The following is a 16,425-nucleotide window of genomic DNA, read 5'->3' as shown; positions in this document are numbered from 1 at the left end:
ACAGGAGCCCCATAGAGGCCCTCAGAAAAAGCAAAAAGCAGTGTGGTGGGAAAATATCGCGATCGCGACCTACGGTCGCTAAAAACAACGAACCCCATCAAAATAATGGGGTTCGTCATCAGTCTGAAACCCCGCATTGCGGGGTTTTTTTTGGCCTAACGTTAGGTAATGCTATTTATCATCCTTACCCAGGATCGCCTGTAGATCCTGTTTCAGCGATGACATCTGGCTGGCATACTTCTCTTTTCGCTCGGCATCTTCGATCAGCTGTACGACGGTTTCCGACAGAGTGACACCACGGCGATGAGCCAGCGCAGCCAAACGTTGCCAGACCAGGAACTCCAGATCGATCGATTTCTTGCGCGTATGCTGATGTTCTGAGTTGAAATGACGCTTACGCCGGGCGCGGATGGTTTGTTTCATCCGGTTATCCAGCGTCGGATTCATATGCTCATCGATCCACGCCAGCACTTTGACCGGTTCATTTTCCAGCTTCAGCAGTTGGTCAATGACCTCCTGAGCAAGGCTGTTTTCAATGTAGCGGGTGATCGCTTCACCTTCCCGGTGCTTTTTCACCAGGTACTTCCATTTCCAACCGCTCTCCAGATTTTCCAGTTGCTGATATTTCATCGTGAACTCTGCTGTGACCGTGTAACTTTAATAAGCATAACAGCTTTAGCCAACTTTTCCTCGGCAATTACCCGCCGTTTTTGACTGTTTTTTGCACAGTCATCGGGCAATGTCAAACTCCGATGCTCAACAATGACTCTGGAGGTATCAAGCTGGCGTTATTCTTGTATAATCGCGCTTTCCCTTTTTGACGATTGCATCTAACACTTTGACCAATAACCGACTTGAATGGCAATCTCTGTTGCCTGCTGCTACGCCTTATCAGGCGATTTTCGATTCCGCTGCTCAATTGGCACCCGTGGCCTTTTCTGCAATCCAGCCCCGTTTGGAGAATGCGCTGACGCTGTTTTTGCATCCGCTGTCTCTGCCACGTTTTATGCTGTTGAAAGCACAGGAAACACGTGAGTATCTGGCGTTGATCGCCCGAGCGGCAGAAGAGTTGCAACCGCAGAATACCGTTAAAGGCAGTCACTACGTGATTGAAGGCGACACCGTCAGCATTAAAAATGCCCTGCGCGGCGATGAACCTTTTGCCGCCGGCGGTGCTTGCGTTTACCAGGAATGGGTTGAGCCAGAACAGTTATTTGGCTGCGTCAGAATGCACAATGGTGCGATCACCTTGCAACCGGGCCTGGTCCATCAGGCTAACGGCGGCGTGCTGATCCTGTCGGCGCGTGCCCTATTGGCACAGCCGCTATTGTGGCTGCGTCTCAAGCAGATGATTACCCAGCGCCTGTTCCAGTGGCTGACGCCAGATGAAACCCGGCCGTTGCCGATTTCCATCCCTCCGATGCCGTTGGAGTTACGCCTGATTGTAGTGGGCGATCGCCATGGCCTGGCTGATTTCCACGATATGGAGCCTGAAGTCTGCGGGCAGGCCGTCTACGGTGAATATGAAGACGATCTGCAGCTCACCGAGCCAGACGATATGGTGCAATGGTGTGGCTATATCAATAGCGTGGTCGCCGAGCAGCAATTACCACCGCTGGCAGCCGACGCCTGGCAGCCTCTGATGGTCCAGGCGGTGCGCCATACCGGTGACCAGGGTAACCTACCGCTATCACCACTGTGGGTCAGCCAGCAGCTTTCTGAGGCCGCTCTGTATGCCGAAGAGGAGCAGATCACCGCTAAAGCGTTAGAAGCGGCGCTGAATGCGCGCGAATGGCGTGAAAGCTATCTCGCAGAACGCATGCAGGACGAGATTGAGCTGGGCCAGATCATGATCGAAACCGAAGGCGAGGTGATTGGTCAGATTAACGGCTTGTCGGTGCTGGATTATCCAGGGCATCCGCGCAGCTTTGGCGAACCTTCGCGCATCAGCTGTGTAGTCCACCTGGGCGATGGCGAATTTACCGATGTGGAGCGCAAGGCCGAGCTTGGGGGCAATCTGCATGCCAAAGGCATGATGATCATGCAGGCGTTCCTGATCGCCGAACTGGATCTCGATCAGCAACTGCCCTTCTCCGCTTCGATCGTCTTTGAGCAATCCTACGGCGAAGTTGACGGGGATAGCGCCTCACTAGCCGAACTCTGCGCCCTGATCAGCGCATTGTCACAGCAGCCGATCACCCAACAAATCGCCGTGACAGGTTCCGTTGACCAGTTTGGTAATGTGCAACCGATCGGTGGCGCAAACGAAAAAATCGAAGGTTTCTTCGAGGTCTGTCTACGCCGTGGCCTGACGGGCAAACAGGGCGTGATCCTGCCAGCTAGCAACGTACGGCACCTTTGCCTGCGCCCAGACGTCGTCGAAGCGGTGCGTGTTGGGCAATTCCATCTGTGGGCGGTAGATAGCGTTGCGGAAGCCTTGCCGTTATTGACCGGCTATCCGTTCGCCGAGGAGCAGCAGCCGAGCTTGCTGGCCGCCATCCAGGAGCGAATTGCACAGGCCATGTTGCCAGAACGGCGTCCGTTGCCGTGGCCATTGCGCTGGCTTAACTGGTTCAGCCGTGGCTGATCGGACTTGTTCAGCGTACACGTGTAAGTTAATCTGCGTCCTTCATCAAAATAAGGTTTACTGAGAACATGGTAGATAAACGCGAATCCTATACAAAACAAGATCTCGAAGCATCGGGCCGTGGCGAACTGTTTGGCGCCGGTGGGCCACCGTTGCCATCAGGCAACATGTTAATGATGGACCGCGTGGTCAAGATGACCGAAGACGGTGGTAGCCACAATAAAGGCTACGTAGAAGCTGAGCTCGATATCAATCCGGATCTGTGGTTCTTCGATTGCCACTTTATTGGCGATCCGGTCATGCCAGGCTGCCTGGGTCTGGATGCCATGTGGCAGTTGGTAGGGTTCTACCTCGGCTGGATGGGCGGCGAAGGCAAAGGCCGTGCGCTGGGCGTCGGCGAAGTGAAGTTCACCGGTCAGGTGCTGCCAACCGCCAAAAAGGTCACCTACCGCATCAACTTCAAACGCGTGATCATCCGCAAGCTGATTATGGGTGTGGCTGATGGCGAAGTGCTGTGCGACGGCAAAGTGATCTATACCGCCAGCGATCTGAAAGTGGGCCTGTTCAAAGACGCAGCAGCGTTCTAATGCCCTACGGCGACCTCTCTCGGTCGCCGTTTATTTCCCCTGTGTTATTACTGAGCTGGTCGTTTAATCGCCGCCCAGTGACTACAATAAATGTATTCACCAAGAGGGCTGCATGAAAAAAACCAGTTTTGCGACGATCCCCTGCCCAATCGCCCGTTCGTTGGGGCGCGTGGGGGAATGGTGGAGCATCTTAATCCTGCGCGATGCTTTTCATGGCCTGAGCAAATTTGACGAGTTTCAGCAAAGCCTGGGGCTATCCCCCACGCTGCTGACCCGCAGGCTTAAATTTTTGGTGGAAAGCGGCATTCTGTATAAGCAACGCTACCAGACTCGCCCGGTACGCTATCAATATCTGCTCACCGAGCGCGGCAAGGATTTCTTCCCGGTCTTGGTGACGTTGTTCCAGTGGGGCAATACTCATCTGACTGAAGGGGCGCACAGCGCAGAACTGGTCGATCGACGCAGCGGTCAACCCATACAGCCTCAATTAATCGATGCGCTAACCCAGCAGCCTATCGCCCTACAGCACATCACGTTAGCGGCAGGTCCTGCGGCCGGAGAAGCCATGTCACGCCGTGCTTCTCTGATGCAGCATCACTACGCCTTACTTAATGAATCATCCAAGGAGTCACTATGAGCAGTCGTCGTATAGTTATCACCGGTATGGGGGCCGTCTCTCCTTTAGGTTGCGGCGTAGAGCCGATCTGGCAACGCCTGTTGGCGGGTCAGTCAGGGATCAGCCCACTGCCCGAAGAGATGGTGGCAGATTTGCAGGTCAAGATCGGCGGTCAGGTGCCCACGCTGGAGCAGGATGCCGCTGCCGGTTTTGATCCAGACCTGAGCGTGGCACCGAAAGACCAAAAGAAAATGGACCGCTTTATTCTGCTGGCGATGGCCGCCGCTGACGAAGCCATTAAACAGGCTGGTTGGAACGCCGATAGTGAGGAGAAACAGGAGCGGACGGCCACCGTGATCGCCTCCGGCATTGGTGGCTTCCCCGCTATCGCCCATGCGGTGCGCACCACGGATAGCCGCGGGCCGAAGCGCCTCTCACCTTTCACCATTCCCTCCTTTTTGGTTAACCTGGTCGCCGGCCATGTCTCCATCAAGCATCAATTCAAGGGGCCGATTGGCGCACCGGTCACCGCCTGTGCAGCAGGCGTACAGGCCATTGGCGATGCGGTGCGGATGATCCGCAACGATGAAGCCGATATCGCCTTATGTGGCGGAACGGAAGCCGCTATCGATACCGTTAGCCTGGGGGGCTTTGCCGCTGCCCGAGCCATGTCAACCACGCCTGCGGATGCCGCAACCAAAGCGTCACGTCCGTTTGACAGCGCCCGCGACGGTTTTGTGATGGGTGAAGGTGCCGGGATGTTGGTGATCGAGACGTTGGAACATGCGTTGGCACGCGGTGCCAAGCCGTTAGCTGAGATTGTCGGTTACGGCACCAGTGCAGATGCCTACCATATGACTTCCGGGGCCGAAGATGGCGACGGCGCCTATCGGGCGATGAAGATTGCGCTGAAACAGGCTGGCGTCACGCCAGATCAGGTCCAGCATCTGAATGCACACGCCACCTCAACCCCGGTTGGCGATCTGGGTGAAATCAACGCCATCAAACACCTGTTCGGCACCAATGGGCATATCGCTATCACCTCCACCAAATCGGCCACCGGCCATCTGCTGGGAGCCGCAGGCGGCCTGGAAACCATTTTCACCGCCCTGGCGCTGCGCGATCAAATCGCTCCGGCCACTCTGAATCTGGATAATCCAGACCCTGCCGCCGCCGGTTTGCATCTGGTAGCCAATAAGCCGGAACCGATGGCAATGACCTATGCCCTGTCGAACGGATTTGGTTTTGGGGGAGTCAACGCGAGTATTTTGCTGAAACGCTGGCAGGAATAATTTTACGCTTAAAACGAAAACCTCCGCTTGTTTGGCGGAGGTCGTTCCTTAATTCATGACAGAGAGCCGCTTAAGCGGTCACAGCCCTGTCCTCCATGGCTTGTCGCCAACCTCCCAGCCAGTTAGCCCGGGCGTCTAAAGATTGGTAGGGACAAAGTTCCCTTGAACGCCCTGCAATACCGGCTTGGTAACCACGTGATTCAGCCCGTTCCAAACGATCTCTTTTCTGTCTCTTCATGCCTCACTTCCCTCGTTGTTACTTTGTGGAAAGAAAACAATGGCTGCACGAAATACAGCCACATTTAAGGAATAGCCCTAAATGGCGAGAAGATCAACGTTCAAATTTCATACCGTTGTCATATTTGTGAGCTATGCACGGCGCATAAGCTAAGTGGCTGATATTGCTGGAGTGGATTTAATTGCATGATAATAAAAGAAAAAAATCCCGGCAAGGCATTTGCTTTGCCTCACCGGGATGGCTTTAGAACGAATTATTACAAGCTATGATTAAAGGCGAGCTGCCTGTGCGGCAATCTCCTGCGCTTCCTGCAACCAGCCTTGGGCCAAGGTGCGAACCAAGGCGTCATAGCCATCTTCACCCTGTTTCAATTCCAGGTTGAATGGCCGCTTGATCAGCCTGCCCTGATGGCTCAGCACCCATTCACCACGCACGATCGCTTTACCATCGTAGCGGCCATGGAAGCCACTGATGGTGACGTTAAGCACATCCTGATCGCTGCTCATCGGCTGTGATGACACCACCCAACCCGGCAAAGCGCTGCCCAGGTTGGTCACCAACGTCTGTTGCAATTGCTGATCCAACGGGCTGGCCCACAGGTTGTTTTGCCCAATCACAAACTGCACGTCGTTAGTCTGGTAGACCACCCCACTCTGCGCCAGGAAATCCGCCACGCTAACGTGCTCCAACCACAGCTGGCGTGACGCCTGGGTACCACTCACCTGAGCCGGCGTGCCCAACGCCGGTAACTGGTAGTAAGTCTTGTTGGGGGTACTGCTACAGGCACTCAGCAACAGCGCCAGAACTACCGGGATCCATTTTTTCATTTTTTGGCCTTCTTCGGCTGAGGGTCATTACTGCCCGCGGCTTCAAATACCAGGGCGTTGCTCTTATCGTTCAGGGTACGCAGCACCGGTTGCAGCTCACGCAGCACCTGATCGAGACGTTGCATATCACCAACCATTTTGTTGTAGGCCGGTGAGCCTGGCTGGAACCCTTTCATGCTGCGATTGAGTTCTTGCAGGGTTTTTTGCATATCTTCCGGCAATGCCTTCATCTCTTTACTGCTGATGATGTCATTGAGCGACTGCAGGGTTTTCTGCGTTTCTTTCATGGTCTTCTGGCTTTCTGCCAACGTTTTGGTCGCTTCGTTGATCATTGGATTGATCGGCATCGAATTGATCTTATCCAGCGTCTGCATCAGCTTCTGTTGGATCTGCGCCAAGCCACCGCTTGTGGTTGGCAACAGCGGATAGCCGAACAGCTCACGCGGCCCCTTCCACGGCTTCTCATTTGGATAGAAGTCCAGATCGATATATAGCGCTCCGGTCAGCAGGTTAGCAGACTTCAGCGAGGCGCGTATGCCGCGTGCTTCGGCATCTTTCAAATGCTGTACTACGTCGAAGCCCTTACCCACCTCTTGGTTAAAGCGCTCTGGCTCAATACGGATCAGCACCGGTATGCGATAGTCATTATCCAGTTGCTGGCGCATGCCTTCTTTGTAGAACGGCACTTGCCCCACGGTACCCAGGCGAATACCACGGAACTCGACTGGTGCCCCTGGCTGCAAGCCACGGATCGATTCGGAGAAGAACACCAGATAATCGACATGCTCGGTATACAGCGAGTCCTGAATATTGCGCTGGTTATCGAACAGGGCAAACTCGGCCTTTTCTTTCACCGCAGGGCCACGCTCCCAACCTTCAGGCACGTCAAAGCTCACGCCACCGCTAAACAGCGTGGCCAAGGATCCCATTTCCACACGCATACCTTGTGCGGACATATCGAAGGCAACGCCGCTGTCTTTCCAGAACCGGACGTTGGTAGTGATCAACTGATCGTAAGGCGCGGTAATAAACAGCTGATAGCGCATGGCGCGCAGCTTGGGATCGAAATAGCTGGTTTCCACTGAGCCGACGCGGTAGCCACGGAACAGCACCGGATCGCCAGCGTTCAACTGGCCGGATTTATCGCTGTCCAGTATGACGCGCAACCCTTTAGCATCTGGCGAGGCCAGTGGCGGAGCATCAAGCAACTTGTAATTCTCTTTGCCTGCCTTGCCCTTGTTTCCCGGTTGCAATTCAATGTAGGCACCGGATAACAAGGTTCCCAACCCGGAGATACCCTCGCGGCCAATCTGGGGTTTCACAACCCAAAAAGCGGTGTCATCGCGCAGCAGCTTTTCCATGCCGGAATTCAGGCGAGCCTGCACCAGCACTTTGCTCAAGTCTTCGCTCAAGGTGACGCTTTCCACCGTCCCAACATCCACACTGCGGCTTTTTATCTTGGTTTTTCCCGCTTCCAACCCTTCGGCAGAGGTCGTCACCAACGTCACTTCCGGCCCTTGATGGCTGAAGTGATAAAACAGGATCCACGCCCCGATCAACGCCGTGACAATGGGAATGATCCACACCGGCGACCAGCGCTTGATCTTCTCAACATCCGCGACGCCATGATTACTTTCCGTCACCTTGCGGCTCCTTTTTTGTTGTTTCATTTGCGCGATCCCAGGTTAAACGGGGATCAAACGCCATAGCAGCAAACATGGTGAGAATGACCACCATGGCGAACAGTAGCGCTCCAATGTCTGGATAAATACTCATCAACTGTCCCATACGTACCAACGCCGAAAGCACGGCGATCACAAACACGTCAATCATTGACCAACGGCCAACAAACTCCACCACTTCATAAATCAGATGCATACGCTCGCTATCGGCCTTGGCCTTGCCTTTGCCATTGGCATCCAGGCATAACCAGCCAATCGCCAACATCTTGAGCGAGGGCACCATAATACTGGCAATAAAAATCACCATCGCCACCGGATAGGACCCTTCTCCCCATAGCAGCACCACCCCGGCCATGACCGTTGATGGCATTTTATTGCCCAACGCCTCGGTGATCATAATCGGCATCAGCATTGCCGGAATATACAATATGATCGAGGTAACCAATAACGCCATAGTCCATTGCAGGCTGTGGCGGCGGCGTACATAGCCCACCGTGTGACAACGCGGGCATTTGGACTGCTGGGCGGGCAGGATGGCCGTACAGCAGGAGCAGGAACGAACGCCTTGCCGCAGGCCGGTACGCCCAACCTGCAACGGTTGTTCAATCAACGGGGCCGGTTCAATATCCTGCCACAGCCAGCGACGATCGACGCATTGGAAGGCTCGCACCTGCAGCAGGCAAAACAGACAGTAAGGGATGAAACTGGAGCCAATGCCGATATCACCATAGGCCATCAGTTTGACGAAGCTAACCAGCACGCCAGCCAGAAAGATCTCGACCATGCACCAGGTCTTCAACTGGAACAGCACCTTGGCCATCCAGATCTTCCATTGTCGTGGCAGCCGCACCCTGGCACACAACAGAATAATCGCCAACATGCAAAATGCCGGGATCAGTTGCACAAACACCATAAACAGGGTGGCCATGCTGGCATAGTCTTCTGCCACCATCACCTGAGGAATTTGGATCAGTTTGATTTCATTGCCCAGACCGGCAACGCGCATGTTGATAAACGGGAATATATTGGCTAACACCAGCATGAATAATGCGCTGAGGGCAAAACCAATCGGTTGTTTACGCGGTTCTGCCCAGCGGGCGCTGAGTGTCGTTTTACAACGGGGACAAACGGCCTTGGAGCCTGATTGCAAAGGCGGCAACGCCACCAGCATATCGCATTGTGGGCACAGTATCAGGTTATCCTGTTGACGCTCGCCATGCATCGCATGACTCTGCTGCTTATGACTTTCGTGGGAACACACCATTATCCTCCTTAACCGTGTCGCTCATCGGTACACCTGGGTTGCCCACAGCAGCAGCGTGCGGGCAACCCGTTACCGATCAGCCGTTTTTCATTGCTTCCAGCTCTTCCCAACGGGCAAAGGCTTGTTCCAGTGCCTGCTCCGCAGTGGCAAGATCGGCCAGCACCTGCTGGGTTTCGCTATGTGGGCGTGAGAAGAACCCTGCGTCACTCACCTGTGCCTGCAAGGCTTCAATATCCATTTCCAGCTGTTCAAGGCGCTGTGGCAACTGCTCCAGTTCGCGCAGCAGGTTATAACTCAGTTTGGCTGCTGATTTCTTAGGCTGCTCGGTTTTTTTCTCCACTGCTGCCTTGGTTTGGCTGGTGGCTACCGTGCGGATCGGCTTGGCGGTGGCACGTTGATGGTGTGCATCGTAGTAGCCCCCGACGTAAGTGTCGATCACGCCATTACCTTCGAAAATCCAGCATTCGGTCACGGAGTTATCAACGAACTGACGATCGTGGCTCACCAGCAATACGGTGCCCTGGTAGCTATCGATCATCTCTTCCAACAGTTCCAGCGTTTCGACGTCCAGATCGTTGGTTGGTTCATCGAGGATCAGCAAATTACTCGGCTTGAGGAATAGTTTAGCCAGCAGTAGGCGGTTACGCTCCCCGCCCGACAGCGCTTTGACAGGCGTCATTGCCCGTTTAGGGTGGAACAGGAAGTCCTGCAGATAGCCCAGCACATGGCGCGAACGGCCATTGACCATCACTTCCTGCTTACCCTCCGCCAGGTTATCCATCACGGTACGTTCTGGATCAAGCTCGGCGCGGTGCTGGTCAAAGTAAGCCACTTCCAGCTTGGTGCCACAGTGCACTCGCCCGCTGTCGGCTTTCAGTTGACCGAGCATCAATTTCAGCAAGGTGGTTTTACCACAGCCGTTTGGCCCCACCAGCGCGATTTTGTCACCGCGCTGCACCTGGGCGCTAAAGCCCCGGACCAGCACTTTGTCGGCAACCTGATAATTGACGTCTTCCATTTCGAACACAATCTTGCCCGAACGCACGGCCTCTTCCACCTGCATCTTGGCGGTGCCCATCACTTCACGACGTTGTGAACGCTCGTTACGTAACGCTTTCAGAGCGCGCACCCGGCCTTCGTTACGCGTGCGGCGTGCCTTGATGCCCTGGCGGATCCAAACTTCTTCCTGCGCCAGTTTGCGGTCAAATTCGGCGTTCTGCAGCTCTTCGACCCGCAGCGCTTCTTCTTTGCTTTCCAGATACAGCTCGTAGTTACCCGGCCATGACACCAGCTTGCCGCGATCGAGATCGACAATGCGCGTGGCCATATTGCGGATAAACGAACGGTCGTGCGAGATGAAGACGATGCTGCCCTGGAACTCTTTCAGGAACCCTTCCAGCCAGTCGATGGTGGTGATATCCAGGTGGTTGGTAGGTTCATCAAGCAGCAACACGCGCGGTGAACTGACCAATGCCCGGCCCAGTGCCGCTTTGCGTAGCCAACCACCGGACAGGGAGGAAAGTTCCGCATCGCCGTTCAGGCCCAGTTGCAACAGAACTTCACTGATACGGCTGTCCAACTGCCATAAGCCCTGGTGATCGAGGATTTCCATGACCTGCGCCATACGCGTCAGGTTCTTTTCGCTCGGATCCAGCTCTACCTGGTGCGAGATAGCGTGATACGCCTTCAGGTGTTCCGCCTGCTCGGCCACGCCTTCGGCCACAAAGTCGAACACCGTGCCGCCGATATTGCGCGGAGGATCCTGCTGCAAACGCGCCACAATCAGATCCTGCTCGTAAATGATGCGCCCATCGTCCAATGGGATCTCTTTACCGAGGATCTTCAGCAGGGTCGATTTACCGGCCCCGTTGCGCCCAACCAAGCAGACGCGTTCATTGTCTTCAATATGAATTTCGGTGTTGTCTAACAAAGGTGCATCGCTGAAAGAGAGCCAGGCACCGGACATGCTGATTAACGACATAGTAATTATTTTCCTTCGCCGGCGTGGGTGACCAGCCAGCAGTTGTGGATCTGACGGTTACGGGCAAAGTCTTCTGACTGCGTCTTGGCGGTAATTTCTTTCGCCTCCAGACCCAGTGCGTTCAGACCTGCCAGATCCATCTGGAAACCGCGTTTGTTATTGGAGAACATGATGGTCCCGTTACGGCGCAGTATCCGTTGTAAATCTTTCATCAGCGCCAGATGGTCGCGCTGTACGTCAAAGGTGTTCTCCATCCGCTTGGAGTTGGAGAACGTCGGCGGATCGATAAAGATCACATCGAACTGTTCGTCGGCATTGTGCAGCCAGGACAGGCAATCTGCCTGGATCAAGCGGTGCTGTCTACCGGTCAGGCCGTTAACCCGCAGGTTCTTCTCCGCCCATTCCAGATAGGTACGCGACATATCCACCGTGGTGGTGCTACGTGCGCCCCCCAACCCGGCATGTACGCTTGCGGTGCCGGTGTAGGCAAACAGGTTGAGGAAGTCTTTGCCTTTGCTCATCTCACCCAGCATACGGCGAGCGATGCGGTGATCGAGGAATAACCCGGTATCGAGATAATCCGTCAGGTTGACCCACAGCTTGGCATTGAACTCTTCTACCAGCAGGAACTCGCCCTTCTGCGCCAGCTTCTCATACTGATTCTTGCCCTTCTGACGTTCGCGGGTTTTCAGGATCAACTGATTAGAAGGCAGCTCTAACACCGCCAACGTGGCGTTAATCACGTCAAACAGGCGCTGGCGGGCTTTCTGCGCGTCGATGGTTTTCGGCGGCGCGTATTCCTGGACCACGACCTTACTGCCATAGCGATCTACCGCCACGTTATAGTCAGGCAGATCGGCATCATACAGGCGATAGCATTCGATCCCCTGCTGCTTCGCCCATTTGTCCAATTTCTTCAGATTCTTGCGCAGACGGTTGGCAAAGTCTTCCGCCACCTGCACGCCACCAGCACCCTGCGGGTTTTCTGCCAGCTGGTAGTTTTTCTGTATGCAGTCCAACGGGCCGTTTTTCGCTTTGAACTGGCGCTCGGCGCGCAGCTGCAGGCAACTGAGCAGTTCCGGTGAGGCGCTGAACAACGAAAGCTGCCAGCCACCAAAGTGGCTCTTCATGATGCGCCCTAACATATTGTGCAGCGCAATCAGGGCTGGTTCGCTCTCAAGGCGTTCACCGTATGGCGGGTTGCTGACCACCGTGCCTACCGGGCCTTCCGGCAGTGGGTTGGTCAGTTTGCTGACGTCATTCACGTTAAAGGTGATCAGTTCAGCCACGCCAGCGCGGCGGGCGTTCCCCTTCGCCATTTCAATGACGCGACGATCGATATCCGAACCAAAGAAGCGTGACGGGGTTTCTTGCAGACCACGTTTCGCCCGCACCTGCGCTTCGGTGATCACTTCACGCCACAGTTCGGCATTGTGGCCGTTCCAGGCGGTAAAGCCCCAATGTTGGCGATGTAGGCCAGGCGCCCGATCGGAGGCGATCATCGCCGCTTCGATCAACAGCGTGCCGGAGCCACACATCGGGTCCAGCATCGGCGCCCCTGGTTGCCAACCGGAACGTTGGACAATCGCCGCCGCCAGGTTTTCCTTCAACGGAGCCTGGCCGGTCAGATCGCGATAGCCGCGCTGGTGTAAACCTTCACCGCTCAAATCGAGCGCTACGCTGGCCATATCACGCTGCAGGAAAACGTTCACGCGAATGTCCGGCTGCTGTTTCTCTACCATTGGCCGATCGTTGAGCTTGCGGGTAAAGCTATCCACAATGGCGTCTTTGACCTTCAACGCGCCATATTGGCTATTGCGGATCTCTTCATTGAGGCCGCTGAAGTGCACGGCAAAGGTTTTATCCAGGCCAAATATCGATGGCCAGTCAATGGCCTGCACACCGAGGTACAAATCCAAATCGCTGTGCACGCGAAATTCATTCAGCGGCAACAGAATACGCGAAGCCAGGCGGCTCCAGAGCAGGCTTTGGTACAGAAGACGATCGTCACCCTGAAAATGTACTCCCCCCTGCACCACTTTGCAGGAGTGAGCGCCAAGCCGCTCCAGTTCGCTTTTTAACAGTTCTTCCAGTCCACGCGCCGTGCTGGCAAACAGAGTGTTCATATCGTGCTTATCACCAAAAAGAAAATTGTTGCGCATTATAGCTAATCCAGACCGCTTGTCATAAAGTTGCTCCCTTCTATTTCATTTATCGCACGGAGGCAGGGGTGATCACGCTCTCCCGACTTTACGTTCATCCGGTCAAATCACTACGGGGTTTGCAGCTTTCTCACGCCCAGGTGGCCAGCAATGGCCTGGCTTTTGATCGCTCTTTCATGATCACCGAGCCAGACGGTACCTTCATCACCGCCCGCCAATACCCGCAGATGGTGCTGTTTACCCCGGCGTTGTTGGCCGATGGCCTGTTTCTGACTGCACCGGACGGTGAAAGCGCGGCGATCCGCTTCGTTGATTTCGCCCCCGATGCGCAGCCAACCGAGGTGTGGGGCAACCATTTCACCGCGTTGATCGCGCCGGAGGCCATCAACAGTTGGCTAAGCGGTTATTTTCAGCGAGAGGTCCAGCTACGCTGGGTGGGGCCTGAATTAACCCGCAGGGTAAAGAAGCACCCGGAAATTCCGCTCTCCTTTGCCGACGGTTACCCTTATCTGCTGATTAATGAAGCCTCATTCCAGGATCTGCAGCAACGTTGCCCAAGCAGCATCAGGCTGGAGCAGTTTCGCCCAAACCTGGTGGTGACCGGCAGCCCGGCCTGGGCAGAAGATGGTTGGCAGGTGATCCGCGTCGGCGACGTGATGTTCGATCTGGTAAAACCCTGCAGCCGCTGCGTATTGACCACGGTCAGCGTGGAGCGTGGCCGCAAACACCCGAGCGGCGAGCCATTGAGTACGCTGCAACAGTTCCGCACTGCCGATAATGGCGACGTCGACTTTGGTCAAAACATGATTGCCCGAAACAGCGGTATTATTCGCGTCGGCGATAGCGTTGAAGTGCTGTCAACCAAACCACCGCGGCCGTATGGGGCAGGCAAGGTCGTCGAAAGCCTACAGGCACCGCAGGACAGCACCACCAGCGTGAACATTGAGTATCAAGGAAAGGTGTTTGCCGGTAATAACCAGCAGATCTTGTTAGAGCAGTTGGAGCAGCAAGGCATTCGCATTCCTTACTCCTGCCGGGCTGGCCTGTGCGGCAGTTGCAAGATAACGCTGGTGGAAGGCGAGGTTGCACCGCTAAAGAAAAGCGCAATGGCCGCCAACGGCACCATCCTCTGTTGCAGCTGTATTCCTAAAAGCGATGTGAAGCTGGCATAACGCGGATTACACTGCCCTGTCGTAAGCCGGGGCAGACTGTTCATCCGGGATGCAAGGTTTCAGGCGATCGTGCATCACCTTGATCGCATCCCCCAGCACCATGGTGCGCCCAGCCAACGTCAGCTGATTTTGTGCCAGCAAACACAGGCTGGCATTATCCCCGGCTTCCACCACCAGCAGACGCGCATCGACACCGCTATCCATCACCTTTACCGCCGCCAACTCGCCATTTTTAGGGCGTAGCGGATAGTGTTGCTGAGCAAAATGCCAGCTCTTGGGCATCAGGGGTTTAAGAAAACGAAAGGCCACCAGCGCATTTAATACCAACTCGGCACGTTGTTCATGGCTGAGCTTTATCTGTTTGCACTGTTCTTCATAATCAAAATAAAGCGCTGCATCATCGACGCAGAATGCACATTCAGCGAAGGCGTCCGGGGTTAGCATTTTTGCCGGAAAGCGTGAACGGAAGATCATACCATTGGCTAAATCGAGCATCAGTCGATCGTGCTCAGCGTCAAAATACCAACGCCAATTGTCATCAGGTTTTATCTTCATTGCTTATCCTTCTCACCACATGCCAACGCGTATTACGCAAAAGGCGATTTTATCACCAGAAAGGTTGCTTAAACATCGGATAATTCCGCTACCGAACAAAATATAGACGAGCCGGGGGCAGAAATAAACCCCCGGTCGAAAATGAAAGGCAAAATATTAGATATGGGTAACGATATCTTTAATCAAACGCGGTCCGTGGAAGATAAAACCGGAATAAATTTGTACCAACGTTGCCCCGGCCTCCATTTTTTCCCGCGCCGCCGTCAGGGAATCAATTCCGCCAACGCCGATAATCGGCAAGCGCCCTTGTAACTCCTGCGACAAACGGCGGATCACTTCGGTGCTGCGTAACTGTATCGGACGGCCACTTAATCCCCCTGCCTGATCGCAGTAATTCAACCCCTGAACCAGTTTACGATCGAGAGTGGTATTGGTGGCAATGACCCCATCTATATTATGACGCACTAAACTGTCTGCTATTTGGATCAGTTCTTCTTCTGAAAGATCCGGCGCGATCTTTACCGCAACCGGCACATATTTGTGATGGCGAGCCTGCAATTGAGCCTGCTTATTTTTTATCGCCGCTAGCAGATCGTCCAGCGCTTCACCATACTGTAAGCATCGTAATCCCGGGGTATTGGGTGATGAGATATTAATCGCGATATACCCCGCATACGGATAAACCTTATCCATACAGATCAGATAATCGTCTTTGCCCTGCTCGACTGGCGTGTCTTTATTCTTGCCGATATTGATCCCCAGCACGCCGCCAAAATGGGATTTTTTAACGTTTTCAACCAGATTGTCTACGCCGTGGTTATTGAACCCCATGCGGTTGATCAGCCCTTCGGCCGGGACCAGGCGGAACAGACGCGGTTTATCATTGCCCGCTTGCGGACGCGGCGTAACGGTACCGACCTCAACAAAGCCAAAGCCCATCGCGCCAAAGGCATCAATGCACTCGCCGTCTTTATCCAGACCGGCGGCCAAACCTAATGGGTTGCTAAAAGAGAGCCCCATGCAGCTCACCGGCTTGCTCGGCACCGACTGACGGATAAGAAACTCTAGTGGGGTGCCGGTAATACGGCGTAGTTGACTGAAGGTCAATTCGTGAGCGCGCTCGGGATCGAGCTGGAACAAGGCTTTCCTGACGATGGGGTAGTACATGTACTCTCCTGATTTCCCGGTGATATCCTGCTGACTTGAGGTCGCAAGTCAATCGCTGTGCCTGATGGGGATACAGGTGGGGATCATGCAGAACGCCGACACGCCGTAAACCCATCCCTGGGGGCTCGCAATCGCGCATCCTTGCGCTCAACGGTCGGCTAACCTGCATGATCCCCACCTGCTTCAGGCTTTCGGTGTTGCGGTTATTTAGCGACAACCTCAAGTCAGCAGGATAGGCCTGTCGACCGGGGGCGTATTATCCGGTATCCCCTCGCCAATTGGAATTGATTAAAGG

Annotated in this window: 14 protein-coding genes; 5 read left to right on the top strand and 9 right to left on the bottom strand. The window is 54.7% G+C overall.

Going from position 1 to position 16,425, the window contains the following annotated elements; translation table 11 throughout:
- Positions 1-171: 171 nt before the first annotated feature.
- The gene (gene matP / locus ACMV5I_RS15830) at positions 172-630 is read right to left on the bottom strand and encodes a macrodomain Ter protein MatP (RefSeq protein WP_024485663.1); all 459 of its coding nucleotides are present in this window, start codon (positions 628-630) and stop codon (positions 172-174) included.
- 208 nt (positions 631-838) lie between these two features.
- Here matP and ACMV5I_RS15825 point away from each other — a divergent pair, with 208 nt between their 5' ends.
- The 4 genes from ACMV5I_RS15825 (at position 839) to fabF (ending at position 5,082) form a co-directional block, all read left to right on the top strand.
- Positions 839-2,587, top strand: coding sequence for an AAA family ATPase (locus tag ACMV5I_RS15825; protein WP_414824783.1), 1,749 nt, complete (start codon positions 839-841; stop codon positions 2,585-2,587).
- A 68-nt stretch (positions 2,588-2,655) separates the two neighbouring features.
- Positions 2,656-3,174 carry a bifunctional 3-hydroxydecanoyl-ACP dehydratase/trans-2-decenoyl-ACP isomerase gene (fabA, locus tag ACMV5I_RS15820; RefSeq protein ID WP_024485665.1) on the top strand — a complete coding sequence of 173 codons (519 nt, stop codon included), beginning with the start codon at positions 2,656-2,658 and terminating at the stop codon, positions 3,172-3,174.
- A 112-nt stretch (positions 3,175-3,286) separates the two neighbouring features.
- Positions 3,287-3,811, top strand: coding sequence for a winged helix-turn-helix transcriptional regulator (locus ACMV5I_RS15815; protein WP_414824782.1), 525 nt, complete (start codon positions 3,287-3,289; stop codon positions 3,809-3,811).
- Positions 3,808-5,082: a beta-ketoacyl-ACP synthase II gene (gene fabF, locus ACMV5I_RS15810; protein ID WP_414824781.1), complete on the top strand. Its 1,275-nt coding sequence runs from the start codon at positions 3,808-3,810 to the stop codon at positions 5,080-5,082. The genes ACMV5I_RS15815 and fabF overlap by 4 nt, the downstream gene beginning before the upstream one ends.
- 70 nt (positions 5,083-5,152) lie before the next feature.
- Here fabF and rmf read toward each other — a convergent pair whose 3' ends face one another.
- The 6 genes from rmf to rlmKL form a co-directional block, all read right to left on the bottom strand.
- A complete protein-coding gene (rmf, locus tag ACMV5I_RS15805) occupies positions 5,153-5,320 on the bottom strand; it encodes a ribosome modulation factor (RefSeq protein ID WP_071784464.1) in 168 nt (55 codons plus the stop codon).
- A gap of 269 nt (positions 5,321-5,589) precedes the next feature.
- Positions 5,590-6,147 (bottom strand): membrane integrity-associated transporter subunit PqiC, encoded by a 558-nt coding sequence (gene pqiC, locus ACMV5I_RS15800; protein WP_024486050.1) that lies wholly within the window; start codon positions 6,145-6,147, stop codon positions 5,590-5,592.
- Complete coding sequence (gene pqiB / locus ACMV5I_RS15795) at positions 6,144-7,817, bottom strand: intermembrane transport protein PqiB (protein ID WP_414824780.1); 1,674 nt, start codon at positions 7,815-7,817, stop codon at positions 6,144-6,146. The genes pqiC and pqiB overlap by 4 nt, the downstream gene beginning before the upstream one ends.
- Positions 7,777-9,051: a membrane integrity-associated transporter subunit PqiA gene (pqiA, locus tag ACMV5I_RS15790; RefSeq protein ID WP_414824786.1), complete on the bottom strand. Its 1,275-nt coding sequence runs from the start codon at positions 9,049-9,051 to the stop codon at positions 7,777-7,779. The genes pqiB and pqiA overlap by 41 nt, the downstream gene beginning before the upstream one ends.
- Before the next feature lie 118 nt (positions 9,052-9,169).
- Positions 9,170-11,074: an ABC transporter ATP-binding protein gene (locus ACMV5I_RS15785; protein ID WP_024486047.1), complete on the bottom strand. Its 1,905-nt coding sequence runs from the start codon at positions 11,072-11,074 to the stop codon at positions 9,170-9,172.
- 5 nt (positions 11,075-11,079) lie between these two features.
- A complete protein-coding gene (gene rlmKL / locus ACMV5I_RS15780; protein ID WP_414824785.1) occupies positions 11,080-13,200 on the bottom strand; it encodes a bifunctional 23S rRNA (guanine(2069)-N(7))-methyltransferase RlmK/23S rRNA (guanine(2445)-N(2))-methyltransferase RlmL in 2,121 nt (706 codons plus the stop codon).
- A 104-nt stretch (positions 13,201-13,304) separates the two neighbouring features.
- Between rlmKL and ACMV5I_RS15775 the strand changes: the two genes are divergently transcribed.
- Entirely contained in the window at positions 13,305-14,408 is a 1,104-nt protein-coding gene (locus ACMV5I_RS15775; protein ID WP_414824779.1) for a YcbX family protein, read from the top strand.
- 6 nt (positions 14,409-14,414) lie between these two features.
- Here the strand turns inward: ACMV5I_RS15775 and ACMV5I_RS15770 are convergent, their stop codons facing one another.
- Positions 14,415-14,963 carry a cell division protein ZapC gene (locus ACMV5I_RS15770; protein WP_024486044.1) on the bottom strand — a complete coding sequence of 183 codons (549 nt, stop codon included), beginning with the start codon at positions 14,961-14,963 and terminating at the stop codon, positions 14,415-14,417.
- A 156-nt stretch (positions 14,964-15,119) separates the two neighbouring features.
- A complete protein-coding gene (pyrD, locus tag ACMV5I_RS15765) occupies positions 15,120-16,130 on the bottom strand; it encodes a quinone-dependent dihydroorotate dehydrogenase (protein WP_414824778.1) in 1,011 nt (336 codons plus the stop codon).
- Positions 16,131-16,425 lie beyond the last annotated feature (295 nt).

Source organism: Serratia sp. T13T92, assembly GCF_047530105.1.
Taxonomy (GTDB): domain Bacteria; phylum Pseudomonadota; class Gammaproteobacteria; order Enterobacterales; family Enterobacteriaceae; genus Chania; species Chania fonticola.
This window is presented reverse-complemented; position numbering and strand designations above follow the sequence as displayed.

What these genes read in the sequence shown, in the direction of transcription:
- pqiA (WP_414824786.1), bottom strand. Translation starts at nt 9,051, where the DNA reads ATGCATGGCGAGCGTCAACAGGATAACCTGATACTGTGCCCACAATGC.
- matP (WP_024485663.1), bottom strand. Translation starts at nt 630, where the DNA reads ATGAAATATCAGCAACTGGAAAATCTGGAGAGCGGTTGGAAATGGAAG.
- rmf (WP_071784464.1), bottom strand. Translation starts at nt 5,320, where the DNA reads ATGAAGAGACAGAAAAGAGATCGTTTGGAACGGGCTGAATCACGTGGT.
- pqiC (WP_024486050.1), bottom strand. Translation starts at nt 6,147, where the DNA reads ATGAAAAAATGGATCCCGGTAGTTCTGGCGCTGTTGCTGAGTGCCTGT.
- pqiB (WP_414824780.1), bottom strand. Translation starts at nt 7,817, where the DNA reads ATGAAACAACAAAAAAGGAGCCGCAAGGTGACGGAAAGTAATCATGGC.
- ACMV5I_RS15815 (WP_414824782.1), top strand. Translation starts at nt 3,287, where the DNA reads ATGAAAAAAACCAGTTTTGCGACGATCCCCTGCCCAATCGCCCGTTCG.
- ACMV5I_RS15785 (WP_024486047.1), bottom strand. Translation starts at nt 11,074, where the DNA reads ATGTCGTTAATCAGCATGTCCGGTGCCTGGCTCTCTTTCAGCGATGCA.
- ACMV5I_RS15770 (WP_024486044.1), bottom strand. Translation starts at nt 14,963, where the DNA reads ATGAAGATAAAACCTGATGACAATTGGCGTTGGTATTTTGACGCTGAG.
- fabF (WP_414824781.1), top strand. Translation starts at nt 3,808, where the DNA reads ATGAGCAGTCGTCGTATAGTTATCACCGGTATGGGGGCCGTCTCTCCT.
- fabA (WP_024485665.1), top strand. Translation starts at nt 2,656, where the DNA reads ATGGTAGATAAACGCGAATCCTATACAAAACAAGATCTCGAAGCATCG.
- pyrD (WP_414824778.1), bottom strand. Translation starts at nt 16,130, where the DNA reads ATGTACTACCCCATCGTCAGGAAAGCCTTGTTCCAGCTCGATCCCGAG.
- rlmKL (WP_414824785.1), bottom strand. Translation starts at nt 13,200, where the DNA reads ATGAACACTCTGTTTGCCAGCACGGCGCGTGGACTGGAAGAACTGTTA.